Origin of the sequence: Nostoc sp. CCY 9925 (assembly GCF_963920935.1) — a bacterium.
Classification (GTDB): domain Bacteria; phylum Cyanobacteriota; class Cyanobacteriia; order Cyanobacteriales; family Nostocaceae; genus Nostoc.
The window spans coordinates 14529-32440 of the sequence record NZ_CAWUDO010000090.1 but is presented as its reverse complement, the minus strand read 5'-3'; the positions used below and the strand labels follow the sequence as shown (position 1 = coordinate 32440).

Here is a 17912-nt window from a genome sequence, read left to right as displayed (position 1 = left end):
CTCAGTATTTACTTATCTTTACATAGTTTAGTTTTTTCGCGCCGACTTACTTAGTGTAATGATTTCCTGCGTGCAAGTTTGTGGAGCATTGCGTTTTCTCAGTTACTAGAGGGACTCCGCTGGTGAGTTGTTACACACTCTTTCAAAGATGGCTACTTCTAGGCCTACTTTCCAGGTTCTTCGCACTCCCCGTTCACAAACGCTCACTGCATTTGGCAGTGTTACCTTCCTCTCGTACTAGTATGTAGGCTCACACGAGTTGGGGCACGCAGGATATTATTATAGTACATTGTACTACAAAAATGTTACTTTTTCTATTGCAGGACAAGAGGTGAATTGTTGGAATCGGCGCACCTTGACTTGCGATCGCGATTTTGTTTCTAACTAGGTAAGGAAAGAATTAGCAACAATCTAGGCTTGGGTGCGATCGCGTAAATTCAGCCTTGTGAGAATATGAGAAATATGGTTTCTCACTGTTCCGTCAGAAAAATGAATCCTTACACTATCTTTAATCAGACCGAACTTCAGCGTGTTAGTGATGGCATGACCCGAACCCTACTAGAAAATTGCGAGACTGCCTCATATATCCTTATTTTGGTCTGGCCACAACTTGGGGATTTTGATAGTCTTGAATATGCGTGGTGGTTACAACGCGAAGCTAAAAAATTGTCAGATAAAAAACTTGCTATTCGTGCGGTCGGGATTGGTAATCGCGCCTCAGGAACAAGATTCTGTGAATATACAGGATTTCCACCTGAAAATTTATTTGTTGAACCTAATGGAGAACTACATCACCAACTCAAACTTTATTCAGGTCTGAATCTTGCTCTCCCTGGACTTTCTCTGTCTCAGAAAGCTTGGCTAAATCTACTGTTAATGTGTGCAGGGTTTGGAAGTCCTGGAACGCTAAGAGAAGTTTTTCGGGGATACAGGGGAGATCGTCAAGCCCCTCAACTGATTGAAGATAATGAAATTATTCAAGGTACTCCTCTACCTGCTTTTGCTGGCTCGTTTTTCCAATTAGCTGGCGGGAGTGGTTTTCAACGTCCCTTTGAATTAGCTACTCTACGGCTACGGAATATGATGGAAGTTTTGAGCAATTGGCATACTTATGTACCTAATTCTACCTACTTAACTCAGCGTGGTGGAACTTTTCTGTTTGATACCAAAGGCGAGTTACTTTACGAATATCGAGATCGGGGAATTCTGGGATTTGCTGCTAATATGAGTCAGCCCCTATCATTTTTATCCTTGATCGAAACAGATAGCTTGACCTCAACTCACTAATTCCTAATTGCTATTAAGAACTGATTCGTCAAGAAAATCTTAAGGATACTCAACTAATTGCTAGGTCTAATTTTCAGTGAAGAAGTGCTTGATTAACTCAAATTCTTGAAACCCTAACAAGGTAAGTATTTTAGTTGAGTTTACCAATTAGCTCTAAATAGTTAAAGATACTAAGCGATTAAGCCTTAATCTGACCAGCCGACAAACTCCCACTCTCAGGACAGAACCTGTAAATACCATAATTTTTGTGGCGATGTCTGACGACAAGCTGCTTCGCATCTACGCTCGTAATTGTTTATAGCGTTCGATATCATAAATACCTTCAGAATAGGTGAGACAATTTTGGGCGAATCGCTTGTAACTTTTGCGCCCATTCCAGCCATTTTGTTTCCATATTTAGGAATTGGGAATTGGGCATAGGGCATAGGGCATGGGGCATTGGGAGTTCGGAGTTAGGAGTTATTATTCTCCCTCATCTCCCCATCTCCCTATCTCCCCATTCCCTACTTACGCATCATCTAAAGCTGCGATACCAGGTAATACTTTACCTTCAAGTAACTCCAAGCTAGCGCCGCCGCCAGTGGAGATGTGGCTCATTTGATCCGCTAAACCTACTTTTTCCACAGCTGCCACCGAGTCGCCGCCACCGATAATGGTGGTTGTACCAGTTTTGCTAATTTCCGCGAGGGTATGAGCGATCGCTTCTGTACCTACTGCAAACTTATCAAACTCAAACACACCCATTGGCCCGTTCCAAATTACCGTTTTGGTATCTGCAAGGGCTTCTTGGAAAACTTTTACTGAGTCTGGGCCAATATCCAAACCCATACCATCAGCAGGGATATTCTCAATGCTGACAGTTGTCGCATTGGCATCGGGAGCAAATTTATCTGCCGATACAATATCTGTGGGTAACAGGAAGGTAACACCACGTTCTTTTGCCTTAGCTTCCAAAGACTTCGCCAATTCTAGTTTGTCTTCTTCCACCAACGACTTACCAACATTCAAACCACGGGCTTTGTAGAATGTGAAAATCATCCCACCGCCAATGATCAGCTTGTCGCATTTCTCCAGCAACGTTTCAATCACGCCAATTTTACTGGAAACCTTGGAACCACCGATAATTGCAGCCAAAGGACGCTGGGGATTTTCAATGGCGTTTTGGAGATATTCCAATTCCTTCTCAACCAAATATCCAGCCACAGAAGGACTCAGGAATTTAGTCACACCTTCAGTAGAAGCATGGGCGCGGTGTGCAGTGCCAAAAGCATCATTTACATAAAAATCAGCGTTGGCTGCCAACTTTTTGGCAAATTCTGGGTCATTTTTCTCTTCTTCTTTGTAGAAGCGGACATTTTCCAGTAAAAGCACTTGCCCATTTTCCAGCGCCGCCACCTTGGCTGCAACTTCATCACCAATGGAGTCATCAGTCTTGACAACTTCTTGTCCCAACAGCTCAGAGAGGCGCTTCGCCACGGGTGTTAGGCGCAATTTGTCATCCACACCCTTGGGACGCCCAAAATGGCTTGCTAAGATGACCTTAGCGCCCTTTTGGGTCAAATCTTTGATGGTTGGCAGAGCAGCGCGAATGCGAGTATCGTCTGTGATATTGCCTTGGTCATCCACAGGCACATTAAAATCAACCCGCACCAAGGCGCGTTTTCCAGAAATATCAGCCGCAGATAAACTTGCTAAACTTTTTTTGGACACAGCAAACTCTCCTGATTGCCTTTTTGTTATTGTTTTGAAAGTAGAACCATCCAGATTTTACCGGAGTCAGGGGTGCCCAGGTGATAGAGATGTTTAAGACAGTACTATTTCCAATCGATCAAAGCCGGGAGACGCGGGAAGCTGCTGACGTAGTTACCAACATTGTCCAAAAGTACGGCAGTCGCTTAGTGCTGCTGTCTGTGGTAGAAGAACCACCCCCAGATGCACCTAGTGGAGATCCGATGGTGTCACCGGAGGTAGTTGCCAAATTGCTCCAAAGTGCCCAATCTTTATTTTCTGGACAAGGAATTCAATCCGAAGTCCTGGAAAAGCAAGGCAAACCAGCTTTCACCATCTGCGATGTCGCTGATGAAATCGGGGCAGATTTAATCATCATGGGTTGTCGGGGGCTAGGCTTGACTGAAGAGGGAGCGACTGATAGTGTCACCACTCGCGTCATTAACCTTGCGCCTTGTCCAGTGTTGATTGTGCCTTAAAAACCTGTAGCGTGCGTTAACACAGCGTAACGCACCGCCCGCCTAAAATTTTTTGAGCAATTTTTGCTTATGGGTGGTGTGGCATTTTTTGGTAAACCCAAACAACCTACAGCAGAATTCAGAACTCAGAAGTCAGAAGTCAGAATGATAATACGCTCTCTGCCTAACTACCAGACCTAAAACAGTATAATTCATCAACTTGAAATTTGCTGTAATTTTATTGTTTGTCAACTTGTTGAATATTTCTTCTACTTCTGAATTCTGAATTCTTCTTCAATCAAAACAACTTCCCTTTAGGAGATTGACTTTCATGACACATATCTCCGCCAAAACTCTCACCTTTGAAGATTTCCTCTCCCAATACCGAGACAATCCCCGCTATGAACTAGCAGACGGAGAACTAATTGACATGGAACCCACTGGCCCCCATGAAACGGTGAGTGGCAAACTTGGAACCCAAATTGGCATCTACCTTGTTGCAGAACAATTACCCTGGTTTATTCCTCGCACTTGTTTAATTTACCCCTTTGCAGATACAGCTACAGCGCGTCGCCCTGATGTCGTGGTTCTCGATGAAACCGTTCTCGATCGCGAACCCTTGTGGGAACGAGAACCCGTAATCACTCTTGGACGGTCAATTAAACTGGTGGTGGAAGTTGTTAGCAGCAATTGGGAAACTGACTATGCAAGGAAAGTTGAGGAATATGCACTCTTAGGCATTCCTGAATATTGGATTGTCGATTATCGAGGATTGGGCGGTGTGGCATTTATTGGTAAACCCAAACAACCTACTTTCACTGTTTGCCAACTGGTTGAAGACACTTATACTCAACAACAATATCGGCTAAACCAATCAATTAATTCGCCGCTTTTCCCTGGCCTTCATATTCGCTTAAATGACATTTTGCCTCGTTAAAAGCATATCATCAGCCGTAATTACGAGCTTGGCGATCGCTTAAACTGATGATGGAAGTAGTTAGCACAAACTTTGAAACTGATATGCTTGCAAAATTGAGGAATATATTTAAGATTCAAACATATAAATAAACGTCAAAAACTATGATTAATTTTAGTCCTTCAACAAATTCTGATACTAACACTTCTAAGCTAAGTTATAGTGTGCTGGTTAAAAATGAGCAAGATGGTAGATTTAGTGCAGTGGTACTAGGCTTATCAGACTGTAAAAGTTCAGGTAAAACTGAAAATGAAGCTCTGGAAAATCTACAGCAGCTTTTACGAAAACGTTTAAAAAATTCAAAAATAGTTACTTTAGAAATAGATTCTCCCCAAACAGATAATCCTTGGATGAAAGTAGCTGGTATGTACAAGGATAATCCACTTTTTGATGAGGTATTGGCTGAGATAGAAGCAGAACATCGTCAAGTTGATGCAGAAATGGAGGAATATTATAGACAGATCGATGCAGAATCCGAGGTAAAGTGACTATTAGTCACATCTTTCTTTACAATCTTGAAACGTTTGTTTTGTAGGCATCTTAAACACTGAGGTGTGAGGCATACTTGACAAATTGGCTCTTAATATTCTCGCTAAAATTAGGTTTTTATTGAGAATTAACAACAGACCAATAAGGGTTGTAAGAAACGTGAGTGAATACTCTCGCAAATGTTGAGAAAGATCCGGGTAATGGATAGCCTAAAAGGAGAGAGGTCAAAATGTATTGCATCCAAACGAGAAGCGCTATAAATTGCGCGTTGCTAATTAGTGACATGAATTTTGTTTCCTCCAAAGGCGCAAAACCTCAAAGAATCTAGATTTACCCTTGGCTAAAAGTCTTAAATCATCAAGCAATTAGGCAACGCCCTAAGTAAATATCCATAAAAAAACTAGAACTTTACGCAAATCAGAGCAAGTTTTATCCGATTTAGCGAACAAATCCATCAGCTTGGCTGTAAATCACGAATCTACCATGCTTGCGTGCTATTTGTTCATCTTTCCTGCTTTTAACCAATACAATAATTTCTGTTCCCTGCCCTGGGCAACTTTGAATTGTTAACTTTGCCCCGATGCGTTCAGCTCGTTCGCTCATGACTAAAAACCCAAAGCTGTTGATAATAGATACACTGCCCATATCAAACCCTTGTCCATCATCTTTGATTCGCAAGCTGGATTGGCTTTGTTGATAGGCCAGTTCAATTTGGATTTCCTTAGCTTTGGCGTACTTGAAAGCATTGGTTAATGCTTCCTGTCCAATACGGAGCAAGTTGTTTTCAACATCTGGAGGTAAGGGGTAGATTTCGCCTATTACTTGGCAGACAATATGTGTATTGGTAGGGGAAAATAGGTGTGTGGCGAAATGATTGAGAGCATTAAAAATGTCGCCGTCCTCTAACAATTGGGAGCGTAATGCTTTAATCGAACGGCGTGCTTCAGTCAGTCCAGAATGCGCCAAGTCGCGCCCTGCTTTGATTAATGCTTGAGCCGCTGCTGTATCTGTCGTTAGTTTTTGTGAGGCGGTGTCCAAGTGGACAATAACAACGGCGAAGGCTTGCGCTAAAGTATCGTGGATTTCCTGTGCCAAGCGGTTGCGTTCTGCTAATACGGTTGCCTGTTGAGCCTGCTTGCGACTAGTGATATCCTGTATTGCGGCTATTCTGATGCTACGCCCGCGATACGACATGACTCTGGCTCTAATCTCTACTGGAAATGTGGTTCCATCCTTACGGAGGCAAACAGTTTCATAAATTCCCTCATACCCGGAGCGAATCTTCTGCATCACCTGTTCCCGGTATTCAGGAGCAGTAAAATCCATGACACGCATACCAACCAACTCAGAAATTTCATAACCAAACATCTCAGCACAGGTTTGGTTAGTATCTAAAAGTATGCCTTGTTCGGTAATGGCGATCGCCTCAAATGTTGCTTCTGCCAATAGCCGAAATCGCGTCTCACTTTCTAAAAGTGCTATTTCTGCCTGCTTCCGTTCAGCTATTTCTCGTTGTAGTTCTAGGGGAAGTTCAGCAACCTGCTGCTGCAAAAGCAAATTGCGATCGGTTAGGATCTTCTCTAGTTTTTTGCTTTTTCTAAAAAAATAATAATCTAGATTTGCTCTCAAGTGATTTCATTGCCAATATTATTCTTTGCATAAAATAAAATATTCCCAATTCATCTATCAATAAAACTGATTTTTGCATACATAGTTCTCAAAAATGCTTAGAACAAGAGTAAATCTACAAAAATCTATCTTTAGACAGATGTTTATTTGCTTTTTTAAATACAAAAACTATATAACTATAAGAAAATAAAACCAATTTCCGCATTTATATACGAGAAATTAGATTTTTGTTTCGACAATTCTTATTTATTCAGCAGTAACAAAGTCATTTAACACCAGTACTTCTAACTCTGTAATCCGCTTGAATGTGACATCATTCGTTAAAAAAGCTTCACAACCTGCTGCTAAAGCTACGGCTATCTGAAAAGCATCAGGTAATTGTAGATTGTACATAGCACGCATCCGAGCAGCTTCTATTGCTATATATGAGTTATTAATTAATACAAATTCAATGTTTTCATTATTGGTCATTAACTCTATAAATTCTTGCTGTAACTCCAGTTGTCCTACACTATAAGGACGAACTAAACACTCAGCTAAAGTCACTGGTGAAGCAATACCTACTGCTAAACCGCTGAAGATGCGTTCAAAAACAACTCTAACAATTGGCAAATACTGTGGTTGTCGCTCAACAGCATAGATAACTGGTGCAGTATCTAGAAACAACCGCGTTACACCCTGTAAACTTTCCGTAATATTCACTCTTCTTTCCTTGATTGCACTTCTTCGCTCTCTGGTTCTAAAGGCTCTCCACTCCGTATGCGTCTAACGTATTCCTGAGCATCCATTCCTCCCATGAGATTGGGTGCTATTCCGATAAACTCCATAATATTGCGGCTTGGTTTACGTTTAATTTCGCAACGTTGCAGCCTTTGCGTTAGATAAGCGATTAAATCCAATTGTTCTTCGGGTGTGAGTTTGTTAGCAAGTGTTTTAATTTCGTTTAATTCTTTAGACATTTTCTATATTTTGATTGCGCTGACTTTATTTAATGCTAGCAATGGGTGAATTAAAATAACTAGATTATTAAGAGTTACCTAAATAATTATGAGTAAAACTCCCCGCATTCATATTCCGCCGGAAGTAAAAAAATATGTCTGGCAACGTGACAAATATCAATGCCGAAGCTGCGGTAAAACTCCAATAGAAACCAATACTGCTCGCTTTGTGCATTTTTAACTCGGTATTGGATTTGGGGAAAAGGTTAATGGTTCGACAAGCTCACCAACCGGGTAAAGGTTAAAGGTTTTTTCTTTCCCCCTTTCCCCTTCCCCTTTTCCCCTTAACCGACAAGTATTGCAATAGAAACTAACCTGACTATTGACCATATCATTCCCTTGGCTCGTGGCGGTCAAAACGATATCAGCAATCTACAAACCCTTTGCTTTATCTGTAATCAGCAGAAAACCGATAGCATTGATCCCCGATTTAGACGCCATTTTGATTTATGGTAATTCTCTTGTGAATGCAATACGTTCAAGGGGCGCACAGCTAGCTGTGCGCCCCTACATGTTATGGCAACTGATTTGCAATCATACTGACATCAACTGCTAGCTTTTTGCCTAACTTGAGCAACTGTCGGCACTGATAAATGTCTTCTTCATTGCTAAGGGTAGTAAGGCACAAAGGTATTATCTGACTGTGCAGACAACTGAAATATAATTCTTGGGATCGATGTAAAGAAATATCAATGTTTAATTGATCCCCGACATCAATCAACCGCTCCAACTGTTGGATATCTGCATTAAAGCTACCATTGGCATCATGTAACAATTGCCAAAGCGATCGCACTATTAGTTGTTCTAATATCTGTTTGCCGTCGGGAATATTCAGCCGACAACGCAGATGTTTTGCTTCTGTGGCGATCGCCTCTAATTCTACTATGTGGTTCCAACGCATTTGCGGCTCGGTAATATCTTGCTCAAGCGATCGCAATGTCATCATACAGCGATGCCCCAAAGCTATCTCCGCCGCTACCTGCAATTCTTGTGGTACTGGTATTTCATCTCGATGAAACGCCATCAACACACCATAATTATCGCGGTACACTTGGGTATAAAGTTGTCCTAAGCGCGTCAGTGTTTCCTGACTCAGCAAACGCATAATCCGGTGGCGTTCTTCTGCAAATAGATTTTCCAAGCTGAAAGTATCTTCGCCAAAAAACTGCGTCATTGCCAAGATCGTATGAGCCGCACTCGCTTGTTGCAGTGCCCCAAACACCTTTTCTTTTAATTGGGTGTAGTCACGCCGTCCTGTAAATTGTTGGATGCAGCAGTGGAAATCCCAACCTCCCAAATGCAGAACCGCAAACACTAAATGTTCGCTTTCCCAGGTAATTTCTGATACCAGCTTTAAATTGCCTACAGCCAAAGTTAGCGATCCCATACGTTGGAGTTGGTAATCTAGCTCATTGACGGCGTAGCAATAAACTCGCTTTGTGTGAGTACCCAGGGTTGAGTGCCCAGTACCCAGTGCCGCTCCCTGATTCGTAAACAAGGAACTAATGGCATAATGGGCTGCAACTTGTTTAAAACCAAGTTGGGCAGTAAGTACCAGTTGTCGATAAATTTCGCCACCATGCTTGAATAGATCGACATTACTGGGAGCGAGACCAAGATGTTTGACGAAGCCTTTTTCCAACTGTACGCCAGCTACTTCCCCTGCCAATTCCAAAGCACGGGCGGCATAGCGGAGAATCTGCGTTCCTTCTGGACGGGAAATTTCTTCAAAAAACCAGCCACAACTAGTGAACATCAACAAAGCATGACGTTGCATTTCCAACAAACGCAAGGCATCTACTTGTTCGGCGGCTGTTAGTTTGTGGGTTTGATGGCGGGAGAGAAAACGGTTGACATTGGCGCTTGAGCGATCGCGCATCACTTGAATATATTCATCCCGTGCTTGCCAGGGATCGCGAAATAGCAGTCTCCCATATTCCTCATACACCTCAATTAGCTGATCCCGCAGCCAATTCAGAGCATCCCGCAACGGACGACGCCATTTTTGATGCCAAACACCACCTTCTCCACCGCAACCACAGTTATCTTGCCATCTGTCTACACCGTGGGCACAACTCCAGGCTGTGATGGGCTTCAATTCCACTTCCCAACTAGGAGAATTTAAACTCAGGTAGTGGGCAAAGTTCGTCACCGTCCAACCTTGCTCAGGAAATTCTGTTGTGAAGGCGTAGGCTAAAGTTTTTTCAGTTCCTTTCTTATGATGTCCGAAGGTTTCCCCATCTGTAGCCACAGAAATCAACTGCGCTGGACGATGATCCCCACGCACCGCCGAACCGATACGTCCAGCAAAGTGAGTGGAATTATAAACCACATCACTAAAACCCATGTCCCGCGATATGGGGCCATCGTAGAAGAAGATATCAATATAGGGTAATCCTTCCCTACTTCCATCCTTGGAACTATCGTGGATCGTACTTAGAGGGGAAGATGAAGTATCCAGCGTAGGCTTCAAATAACAACGATAGGGACGGGTGGGATCGATCTGACTACCGCCGACTTCGTACCATTCAGGATTGGGGTTATCTTTAGTTGGGAAGGGGCGGCAGCGCTGTGCTTGAGACGGTGCAAGGATAACGAAGCGAATACCTTCCGCAACTAAAGCTTCTAGGGTGGGGTAGTCTACACCGGTTTCTGCTAGCCACATACCTTCGGGATCGCGTCCAAACCGGGAACGGAAGTCTTCTTTACCCCAGCGAATTTGGGTATATTTGTCGCGTTCATTCGCCAGAGGCATGATGATGTGATTGTATACTTGCGCGATCGCATTCCCGTGACCATGCAACCGTTGACTGCTCTTGGCATCGGCCTCCAAAATCCGCTGATAAACTTCCAGATCGTAGCGTTCTAGCCACGACATCAGCGTTGGGCCGATATTAAAGCTAAAATACTCATAATTGTTGACGATCCCCATCACTTCGCCTCGGTCATTTAAGACTCTGGCAAAAGCATTCGGGCGATAGCATTCCCAATGAATCCGCTCATTCCAGTCATGGAAAGGTGCAGCGCTCGGTTGGCGTTCAATTGCGTCCAGATAGGGATTTTCCCTCGGTGGCTGGTAAAAATGACCATGCACCGTCACATAAACACCATGAGCCGTTCTCAGGGGATCGCTCTCGTGAGTGTTCTTAGAATCTGAATGTAATGTTGACGTTGAGCCAGAGTTAGCTGGCATTTGTGCAGCAGAAGTCATGTATATATATCCAAAACAAAAAACTCGCAGTTGCACCGTTAAACTTTGTGCATAAACGTTTCTTCAATGGTTTGAACACAAAATCCGGTATAAACAACAACTATGAAATACAACCAAATTTTTGAGAAAGCCGTTTTAGTATAGTGGGAAATCTGCGTTATCGCACAGCGCAAAGTCCGTTGGGCGGCTCTGCCGACTTAAAGGAACTTTGCAAGACAGCCCTTTCCCCGAAGGCTTCAAGTAATTAGCCATTTAACAACGCCTCATTTAGGGGTTTTCTCGTTGGCAGCGCCAATCAAAAACTTAATTGTCTTTTAATATATTAAACCCCATTGTTGGTGTAATATTCTGAATCCATTTCATACTTTTGCAACAAAGGATTACGACCTCTTCTTAAATCGCAACATTATTTTACATAACATGCACAGGAGTAAACTGAAAACAGTAAAATCTCTGAATTGGCCTACAGACGGTTGAGAGTATCCTATGGGAGTGATGAGTCAAAGTAATTTTTAATTCAACACTCCAGATTTAAAATTTAGGACTACCCGCTGTGCATGATACCCTCAACTCAAACCAACAAATGTCAACTAAAAACATTATTTTTCTGGTTTTGTTACTGTTTATCCCGGTTTCTCTGGCAGCCCACTTTCTAGAGTGGGGAGAATTGATAGTTTTCATTACAGCTGGATTAGCGATTTTGCCTTTAGCGGCTTGGATGGGAACGGCCACAGAAGAAATTGCTGTAGTAGTGGGGCCGTCATTAGGGGGGTTATTAAACGCCACTTTTGGCAATGCTACAGAATTAATCATAGCGCTAGTAGCGCTGAAGGCTGGTTTGATAGATGTAGTCAAAGCCAGTATCACGGGATCGATTATCGGTAACTTACTGCTGGTGATGGGTCTTTCCATGCTTTTGGGAGGGCTGCGTTACAAAGAACAAACATTTCAGCCAATTGTGGCGCGGGTGAATGCTGCTTCCATGAATTTGGCTGTGATTGCCATTTTGTTGCCCACAGCTATGAACTACACCGCTACAGGAGTTAACGAACAAACGCTGCAATATCTATCTGTTGCCGTTGCCGTAGTCTTAATCCTGGTTTACGCCCTAACGCTGCTGTTTTCGATGAAAACTCACTCCTATTTGTATGATGTGGGTGTAGCAGAAACAGAAGAAGAGGAAATTTCTCATAGCAAACCCAATGTTATGTTGTGGGGTGGTGTGCTGCTAGTATGCACCTTGTTAGTGGCAGTTGAGTCAGAAATGCTGGTGGATTCTTTAGAAGTGGCTACATCCCAGCTAGGTTTAACATCATTGTTTACAGGGGTGATTTTGGTTCCCATCATTGGTAACGCTGCTGAACACGCCACAGCAGTCACCGTAGCAATGAAAGATAAAATGGATCTTTCCCTTTCCGTGGCTGTGGGATCGAGTATGCAGATTGCCCTATTTGTCGCGCCTGTGTTGGTGATAGCAGGATTGGTGCTTGGTCAGCCAATGGATTTGGATTTCAAACCCTTTGAATTAGTAGCTGTGGTTGTGTCAGTGTTGATTGCAAATACCATTAGTTCCGATGGTAGGTCTAATTGGCTCGAAGGCACTTTATTATTAGCTGCTTATACAGTGTTGGGGTTCGCCTTCTACTTCCATCCAGTGATGGATGGTATGGGTTAGTTAATTTACATGGCGTAGGCGTAGCCCGTCGTAGACATCGCTCCAAGTTGAAGGCAAAGCGATCGCTATTGATTTTAGGTAATTAGTCGTCTAATTACCTATTTCCAAAGATATAAAATAATTACTAAAAATTATATTCTCAAGTTTTTTCCAGAAAATTGTATTTTTTATCACATTTTTTATATTAAATTGCTGCGTTGTGGTATTCAAGGCTTAGTATAATCAACCACAGAGAAAATTTAGTGAAAATTTATTCCTAAATTTCATAGAAGAGATGATTCAAATTCTGGATTCTACTTTGAGAGAAGGGGAACAAACTCCTGGAGTTTATTTTCCTCCTGAGATCAAGTTAGCGATCGCTCAGTTTTTAGACCGCATAGGAATTGATATTATTGAAGCTGGTAATCCGGCAGTAGATAGCGAAATTGCTTTAGCGATCGCTCGTATTGCCAATGCTGGTCTTAAGGCCAAAATAGGCGCTCATTGCCTTTGTCGAAAAGACGATGTTAAAAAAGCCCTAGAGTGTGGTGTCAATTTTTTAGGGATATTTTTTAGCGTCTCCGAGAAACGATTGCAACAGGATTATGATATTGGCCTAGAAAAAGCAATAGAAAAAATTGTTGAAGTTATAACTTATGCCAGAGAGCAGCAAGAAAACTTAGTAATTCGTTATACTCCAGAAGATACAGTGCGATCGCCTATGGAAAATGTGATTGCAGCGGCGATCGCAGCAGTACGAGCAGGAGCTAATATCATCAGCATAGCTGATACAACTGGATACACAACACCATTTGCTGAAAATCGCAGTATTTCTTATTATGTGAAAACCCTCAAACAGGAATTTGCAAAACAGGAATTATATCCAAAAATAGAAATTCATTGCCATAATGATCGCGGTTTAGCCTTAGCGAATGCGCTAGATGCTTACAAGGCAGGAGCCGATATTATTGATGTAACTGTTATGGGACTAGGGGAACGTTCTGGCATTGTTGATTTAGCAGAATTACTCATAAACCTAACAGATATAGTTGAAGAAAAATCATCTTGGAATTTGAGCCATTTAAAGGAATTATATAATTTTGTCAGCGAGCATTCCCACATATCTATTTCTCCTCATCATCCCTTAGTCGGAAAAAATGCCTTTACCCACTACGCAGGCGTTCATGTCAATGCTGTAGCAAAAGACGAAAGGCTTTATCAGAGTTTAAATCCAGAAATTTTGGGAATTAAAAGTAGCTTGGCATTAGGGGTGCAATCAGGATATATTGCTATCAAACTGGCTCTCAAGCAGATTGGTAAAGAAGAACTGGCTGAGAACCAAGATTTAGTAATTAAAATTTTTCAACAAATAAAAGAAATTGCTAAAAGAGGAACTCCAATTGATATTGAAAAGGAGTTACCAGCAATTGTAGAGCGTTGCACTGTTAGCCAAATAATTACTATAGAGATTTGTTCAGTTCCTGGTTGAGCTTACCTACTATACTGACGCGGGGATGCAAATACGTGGGGACGCGGAGAGCTTTTTTGATGGGTAATTAGATAGACATAATAGACCTAAGCTAGTTTTTAACAAAACAGCAATATTGGTGTCATCCCATTTCACGAAAATGCTGAATTCTGAGTTCTATATTCTTCTTCAAGTAACTCTGTGTTTCATGGGAATTTCTATCCAGAACTCACAGCCTTTACCAGGGTGAGAAACACACTTGATATTACCGCCATGTTTTTCCACAATAATTTGATAGCTAATAGATAGCCCCAAACCCGTACCTTGACCGGGTTGCTTAGTAGTAAAGAAAGGTTCAAAAATGCGCGATCGCACTACCTCTGGAATACCACAACCATTGTCCGCAATGCAAATGATAATAGTATTCCATTCTCGAATTTTTGTCCGAATCCATATTTTGGGATTGTCAATTATTTGACCAAAATTTACTGCATGTTCCAGAGCATCGATCGCATTATTGAGAATATTCATAAATACCTGATTCATCTGCGCTGCATAGCAGACTACCGGAGGTAAATCACCAAATTCCTTAATTATTTCAATGGCAAAAGAATTAGTCTGTGGTTGCAATCGATGTTGTAAAATTAACAAAGTACTATCAATACCTTCATGCAAATCGACGGGTTTCATTTCGGCTTCATCAAGACGAGAAAAACTTCGTAAAGACAATACCAATTGAGAAATCCGGTCTGCACCCATTGTCATTGAAGTGAGAATCTTTGGTAAGTCATCGGCAATAAAATCTAAATCTATTTCGGCTGCTTGCTTTGGTATTTCGGCTGTTATTTGGGGATATTGTTTTTCATAGATGCGGAGTAATTTTAAGAGATTTTCAGCATGTTCAGTAACATAAGTGATGTTGCCGTAAATGAAACTAATTGGATTGTTAATTTCATGTGCAATCCCAGCAACTAATTGTCCTAAGCCTGCCATTTTCTCGCTTTGAATCAATTGGCTTTGAGTCTGCTGTAATTCTTTGATAGTCTCGGTGAGTTCTTCTTTTTGGCGTTGAGTCTGTTCGAGTAATTCCGCTTGTTGAAGCCCTACTCCTAACTGAGTACCAATCTGCATCAGCAAATCTACTTCATCTTCTTGCCAATCACGGGGCTTCATATTTTGATACGCTGCTAGTAATCCCCAGAGTTTCTCACCCTGAAAAATCGGCACAATCATATATGCCCTAGCTTCAATTAGCTCTATCAAGGGAATATGATAAATAGAATAACTAGCCTTGTAAATATCCTTAATGACAAGTATTTGACCATTAGCAAAGTCTCCACCTTGGGTATTTTGCAAGTAATCATCTGCGTAGGCGTAGCCCGTGGTAGACATCGCACTTACAAGTTCCCTAACTGGTATCCAACCTTGGCCTAAAGACTCGGCGACAAATTCCCCACTCCAATCAGCCCGGAATCGATAGATTGTCACTCTATCAACTTCTAATAGGCGTCGGACTTCTTCTGTGCTGGTAGCAAAAATGGTGTCAATATCAAGAGATTGGCGAATTTTCTCTACTGTTGCGGCTAAGGCTTTCTCCCTTTCAGCAGCTTTAGCCAGCTTCTGAGCTTGGACTTGTACCTGTCTCAAGGATTCAGCTTGTTGTAATGCTACCCCCAATTGCACACCAACTTGTGCCAGCAAGTTAATTTCCTCATCTTGCCAATAACGGGGCTGGGAGTTTTGATAAGCTACTAGCAATCCCCAAAGCTTCTCGCCTTGAGAAATAGGGACAAAAACTTCATTACGTGCATACTTACCTGCTTGGGTTCCTTGCACAAGAACGCCTTCCGTTACAGGTTGGGGCTTAACCACTGGCGTCCAGCCATCAACAATCGAATCAGCGACAAATTCGCCACTCCAATCAGGATAAAAACGATAAATTGCCACTCGTTCTACTTCTAATAATCGTCGCACTTCTTGAGTAGTGGTTTTAAAAATAGCTTCGATTTCCAGTGACTGACGAATTTTTTCTACAGTGTTCGCTAACGCTCTTTGCCTTTCAGCAGCTTTACTGATTTGTGCTGCTTGGAGTTGCATTTGTTGTAAGAATTCGGCTTGCTGCAAAGCTACACCTAGTTGGGTACTAACTTGGGTGAGCAAGTAAACCTCATCTTCTTGCCAATCGCGAGTTCCGGCGTTTTGGTATACTGCTAGCAACCCCCAAAGCTTCTGACCGTGGTAAATAGCAATGATCGCATAAGCTTTTGCTTGATAGATCTCTAAAATTTTAATGTAGCAATCGCTAAAACCTGCATTGTAAATATCATTACAAATACGGTAAACTTCACTTCTGCTAAAACGACCACCTGCTGTTTCTTGTAAGTAGGTATCAGCAATCGGGGGTTTAGCTAAATCTTTAGCACTACATTCGCTAACATTTTCGCTCAATTCTGGGCGTCGCAATTGCTCATCTATCAGCGAAGTCCACCCCTCTGCCACTGATTCAAATACAAATTTACCACTCCAATCGGAATTGAAGCGATAAATCGCCACGCGATCGGCATTTAGTAGCTGTCTGAGTTCTGCGGTACTGGTGCGGAAAATGCTTTCCAAGTCGAGGGACTGACGAATTTTCTCAATAGTTATGGCTATAGTTCTCTGCCATTCTGCTGCTTTTTCTTTAGCTTTGGCTTGTGCTAGTTGTGCCGATTGTAGTTTCACTTGTTCTAGGTAATCTGCTTGTTGTAAAGCTACTCCTAGATGTTCGGCAATGAGTTGCACAAACTCAATTTCTGATACTTCCCATTCACGAGGACTATGGCACTGATGAATACATAACAATCCCCATAAATTTTTACCTTTCAACAAGGGAGCAACTATATTGGCACGTACCTGAAATCTTTCTAAAATCTGGACGTAGCAGTCACTGGCGCTAACTTGATGAATATCAGCTGTTGCTTTAATTCGACCTTGCTGATAGAGTTGTGCAAACTCTTGGGCAAAGCAGTGATCGCGCACTTTGGCTGCTAGTGCTGAACTCCATTCACTTCCCACATCTTCATAGATAAATTCTCCTTCCCATGCCAAATCAGGATAAAAACGAAACACACCGACCCGATCGCTTTTTAGAAGCTGACGGACTTCAGTAACTGTAATTTTAAAAATGGCGTCTATATCTAAAGATTCACGAATTCGGGCAACAACTCCAGACAAAGCTTTTTGTTGCTCATTCTGACGCAAGGAAAATGTCACATCACAATGAGATTCTTGCTGTTGTGAATTTGGTGAATTTGGTTCTATGGGTTGAATAATAGAGGAGTTTTCCATTCCCTGGGGAATTTTAAATATTAAAAGTTCTCATTTCATAATTCCCTCAACCATCGCAAAGGTAACAATTATCTGGGTAAAAGGGATTGAGGACGCTTCTCTTCTCTACGCGACGCAAACGCTCAGGGCAGCACAGTGCATCGCTGGGAATTAGGGACTGGGAATTTGGTAAAAAACAGAAAAATTATCGAATTTGCTCTAACTTCTACCAAATTTTATTACTCAGTAACGAAGTGGTGTATCAGCAATCACAAAAAAATTGTGGTGGGAAATTTACAAAATGCTACTAGATCTACTATATAAAATAATGTAGGGACATGATAGTATCATGTCCCTACAAAAATATTTTTCAACTACGAGCGGATTATCGCCGTTTAGGAGTAGTGCTGCGGGTGGTGCGTTTTTCTTCATCTCGACGACGGCGATCGCGCCAATCTGCCAGGGTCAAATAACCAATGCCACCTGTCACTGCTACTAGCAGCACTACGGCAACTAAAGCCAAAATACTCAGGAATGGACTTTCTACCATACCTCTATAATCCGTTACGTCCCCAGACTACCATTGCAATTGACCAAGTGAACACGACTAGCAGCGATACCCAGCCCAATGTCAAAATTTCCATAGTCCCGCTTTTCAAAAAATTACAAAAGGTTTCTAATGTTTATCATACAGGGATTGGGCAGGCT

At 42.1% G+C, this 17912-nt stretch carries 17 protein-coding genes and 1 pseudogene; 8 read left to right on the top strand and 10 right to left on the bottom strand.

Features of this window, described 5'->3' with window-relative positions:
- Positions 1-411: 411 nt before the first annotated feature.
- Positions 412-486 (bottom strand): annotated as a pseudogene (locus tag ACM0OY_RS31140) (DNA-binding response regulator); the annotation flags it as partial.
- A gap of 3 nt (positions 487-489) precedes the next feature.
- On the opposite strand from ACM0OY_RS31140, the gene ACM0OY_RS31135 reads away from it, so the two are divergent.
- On the top strand, positions 490-1287 hold the full coding sequence (locus ACM0OY_RS31135) for a peroxiredoxin-like family protein (RefSeq protein WP_414572631.1): 798 nt from the start codon (positions 490-492) through the stop codon (positions 1285-1287).
- A 279-nt stretch (positions 1288-1566) separates the two neighbouring features.
- Here ACM0OY_RS31135 and ACM0OY_RS31130 read toward each other — a convergent pair whose 3' ends face one another.
- Both ACM0OY_RS31130 and ACM0OY_RS31125 read right to left on the bottom strand, forming a co-directional pair.
- On the bottom strand, positions 1567-1683 hold the full coding sequence (locus tag ACM0OY_RS31130) for an NUDIX hydrolase N-terminal domain-containing protein (protein WP_414572633.1): 117 nt from the start codon (positions 1681-1683) through the stop codon (positions 1567-1569).
- A 111-nt stretch (positions 1684-1794) separates the two neighbouring features.
- Positions 1795-2997 (bottom strand): phosphoglycerate kinase, encoded by a 1203-nt coding sequence (locus tag ACM0OY_RS31125; RefSeq protein ID WP_414572630.1) that lies wholly within the window; start codon positions 2995-2997, stop codon positions 1795-1797.
- A gap of 89 nt (positions 2998-3086) precedes the next feature.
- Here ACM0OY_RS31125 and ACM0OY_RS31120 point away from each other — a divergent pair, with 89 nt between their 5' ends.
- From ACM0OY_RS31120 to ACM0OY_RS31110, 3 genes are all read left to right on the top strand, one after another.
- A complete protein-coding gene (locus ACM0OY_RS31120; RefSeq protein ID WP_073640779.1) occupies positions 3087-3494 on the top strand; it encodes a universal stress protein in 408 nt (135 codons plus the stop codon).
- A gap of 310 nt (positions 3495-3804) precedes the next feature.
- Positions 3805-4410, top strand: a complete 606-nt coding sequence (locus tag ACM0OY_RS31115; protein WP_414572629.1) for a Uma2 family endonuclease — start codon at positions 3805-3807, stop codon at positions 4408-4410.
- Positions 4411-4553: 143 nt separating this feature from the next.
- A complete protein-coding gene (locus ACM0OY_RS31110; RefSeq protein WP_414572628.1) occupies positions 4554-4937 on the top strand; it encodes a type II toxin-antitoxin system HicB family antitoxin in 384 nt (127 codons plus the stop codon).
- 439 nt (positions 4938-5376) lie between these two features.
- On the opposite strand, the gene ACM0OY_RS31105 is transcribed toward ACM0OY_RS31110, so the two are convergent.
- From ACM0OY_RS31105 to ACM0OY_RS31095, 3 genes are all read right to left on the bottom strand, one after another.
- Positions 5377-6567 (bottom strand): PAS domain S-box protein, encoded by a 1191-nt coding sequence (locus tag ACM0OY_RS31105; RefSeq protein ID WP_414572627.1) that lies wholly within the window; start codon positions 6565-6567, stop codon positions 5377-5379.
- Between the two features lie 246 nt (positions 6568-6813).
- On the bottom strand, positions 6814-7269 hold the full coding sequence (locus ACM0OY_RS31100) for a type II toxin-antitoxin system VapC family toxin (protein WP_414572626.1): 456 nt from the start codon (positions 7267-7269) through the stop codon (positions 6814-6816).
- Positions 7266-7526: a hypothetical protein gene (locus ACM0OY_RS31095; protein WP_414572625.1), complete on the bottom strand. Its 261-nt coding sequence runs from the start codon at positions 7524-7526 to the stop codon at positions 7266-7268. The genes ACM0OY_RS31100 and ACM0OY_RS31095 overlap by 4 nt, the downstream gene beginning before the upstream one ends.
- Positions 7527-7614: 88 nt before the next feature.
- Between ACM0OY_RS31095 and ACM0OY_RS31090 the strand changes: the two genes are divergently transcribed.
- Both ACM0OY_RS31090 and ACM0OY_RS31085 read left to right on the top strand, forming a co-directional pair.
- Complete coding sequence (locus ACM0OY_RS31090) at positions 7615-7746, top strand: hypothetical protein (RefSeq protein WP_414572624.1); 132 nt, start codon at positions 7615-7617, stop codon at positions 7744-7746.
- Between the two features lie 116 nt (positions 7747-7862).
- A complete protein-coding gene (locus tag ACM0OY_RS31085; RefSeq protein ID WP_414572632.1) occupies positions 7863-8021 on the top strand; it encodes an HNH endonuclease in 159 nt (52 codons plus the stop codon).
- A 58-nt stretch (positions 8022-8079) separates the two neighbouring features.
- Here the strand turns inward: ACM0OY_RS31085 and ACM0OY_RS31080 are convergent, their stop codons facing one another.
- Complete coding sequence (locus ACM0OY_RS31080) at positions 8080-10776, bottom strand: DUF3536 domain-containing protein (RefSeq protein ID WP_414572623.1); 2697 nt, start codon at positions 10774-10776, stop codon at positions 8080-8082.
- Positions 10777-11329: 553 nt separating this feature from the next.
- Between ACM0OY_RS31080 and cax the strand changes: the two genes are divergently transcribed.
- Complete coding sequence (cax, locus tag ACM0OY_RS31075) at positions 11330-12451, top strand: calcium/proton exchanger (protein ID WP_414572622.1); 1122 nt, start codon at positions 11330-11332, stop codon at positions 12449-12451.
- Between the two features lie 274 nt (positions 12452-12725).
- Positions 12726-13919, top strand: a complete 1194-nt coding sequence (locus tag ACM0OY_RS31070; protein WP_414572621.1) for a LeuA family protein — start codon at positions 12726-12728, stop codon at positions 13917-13919.
- Between the two features lie 168 nt (positions 13920-14087).
- Here ACM0OY_RS31070 and ACM0OY_RS31065 read toward each other — a convergent pair whose 3' ends face one another.
- The 3 genes from ACM0OY_RS31065 to petN all read right to left on the bottom strand — a co-directional run bounded on the left by ACM0OY_RS31065 (position 14088) and on the right by petN (position 17848).
- Positions 14088-17225, bottom strand: coding sequence for a GAF domain-containing protein (locus ACM0OY_RS31065; protein ID WP_414572620.1), 3138 nt, complete (start codon positions 17223-17225; stop codon positions 14088-14090).
- A gap of 364 nt (positions 17226-17589) precedes the next feature.
- Entirely contained in the window at positions 17590-17754 is a 165-nt protein-coding gene (locus tag ACM0OY_RS31060; protein WP_414572619.1) for a hypothetical protein, read from the bottom strand.
- Between the two features lie 4 nt (positions 17755-17758).
- Positions 17759-17848: a cytochrome b6-f complex subunit PetN gene (gene petN / locus ACM0OY_RS31055; RefSeq protein WP_012408302.1), complete on the bottom strand. Its 90-nt coding sequence runs from the start codon at positions 17846-17848 to the stop codon at positions 17759-17761.
- Positions 17849-17912 lie beyond the last annotated feature (64 nt).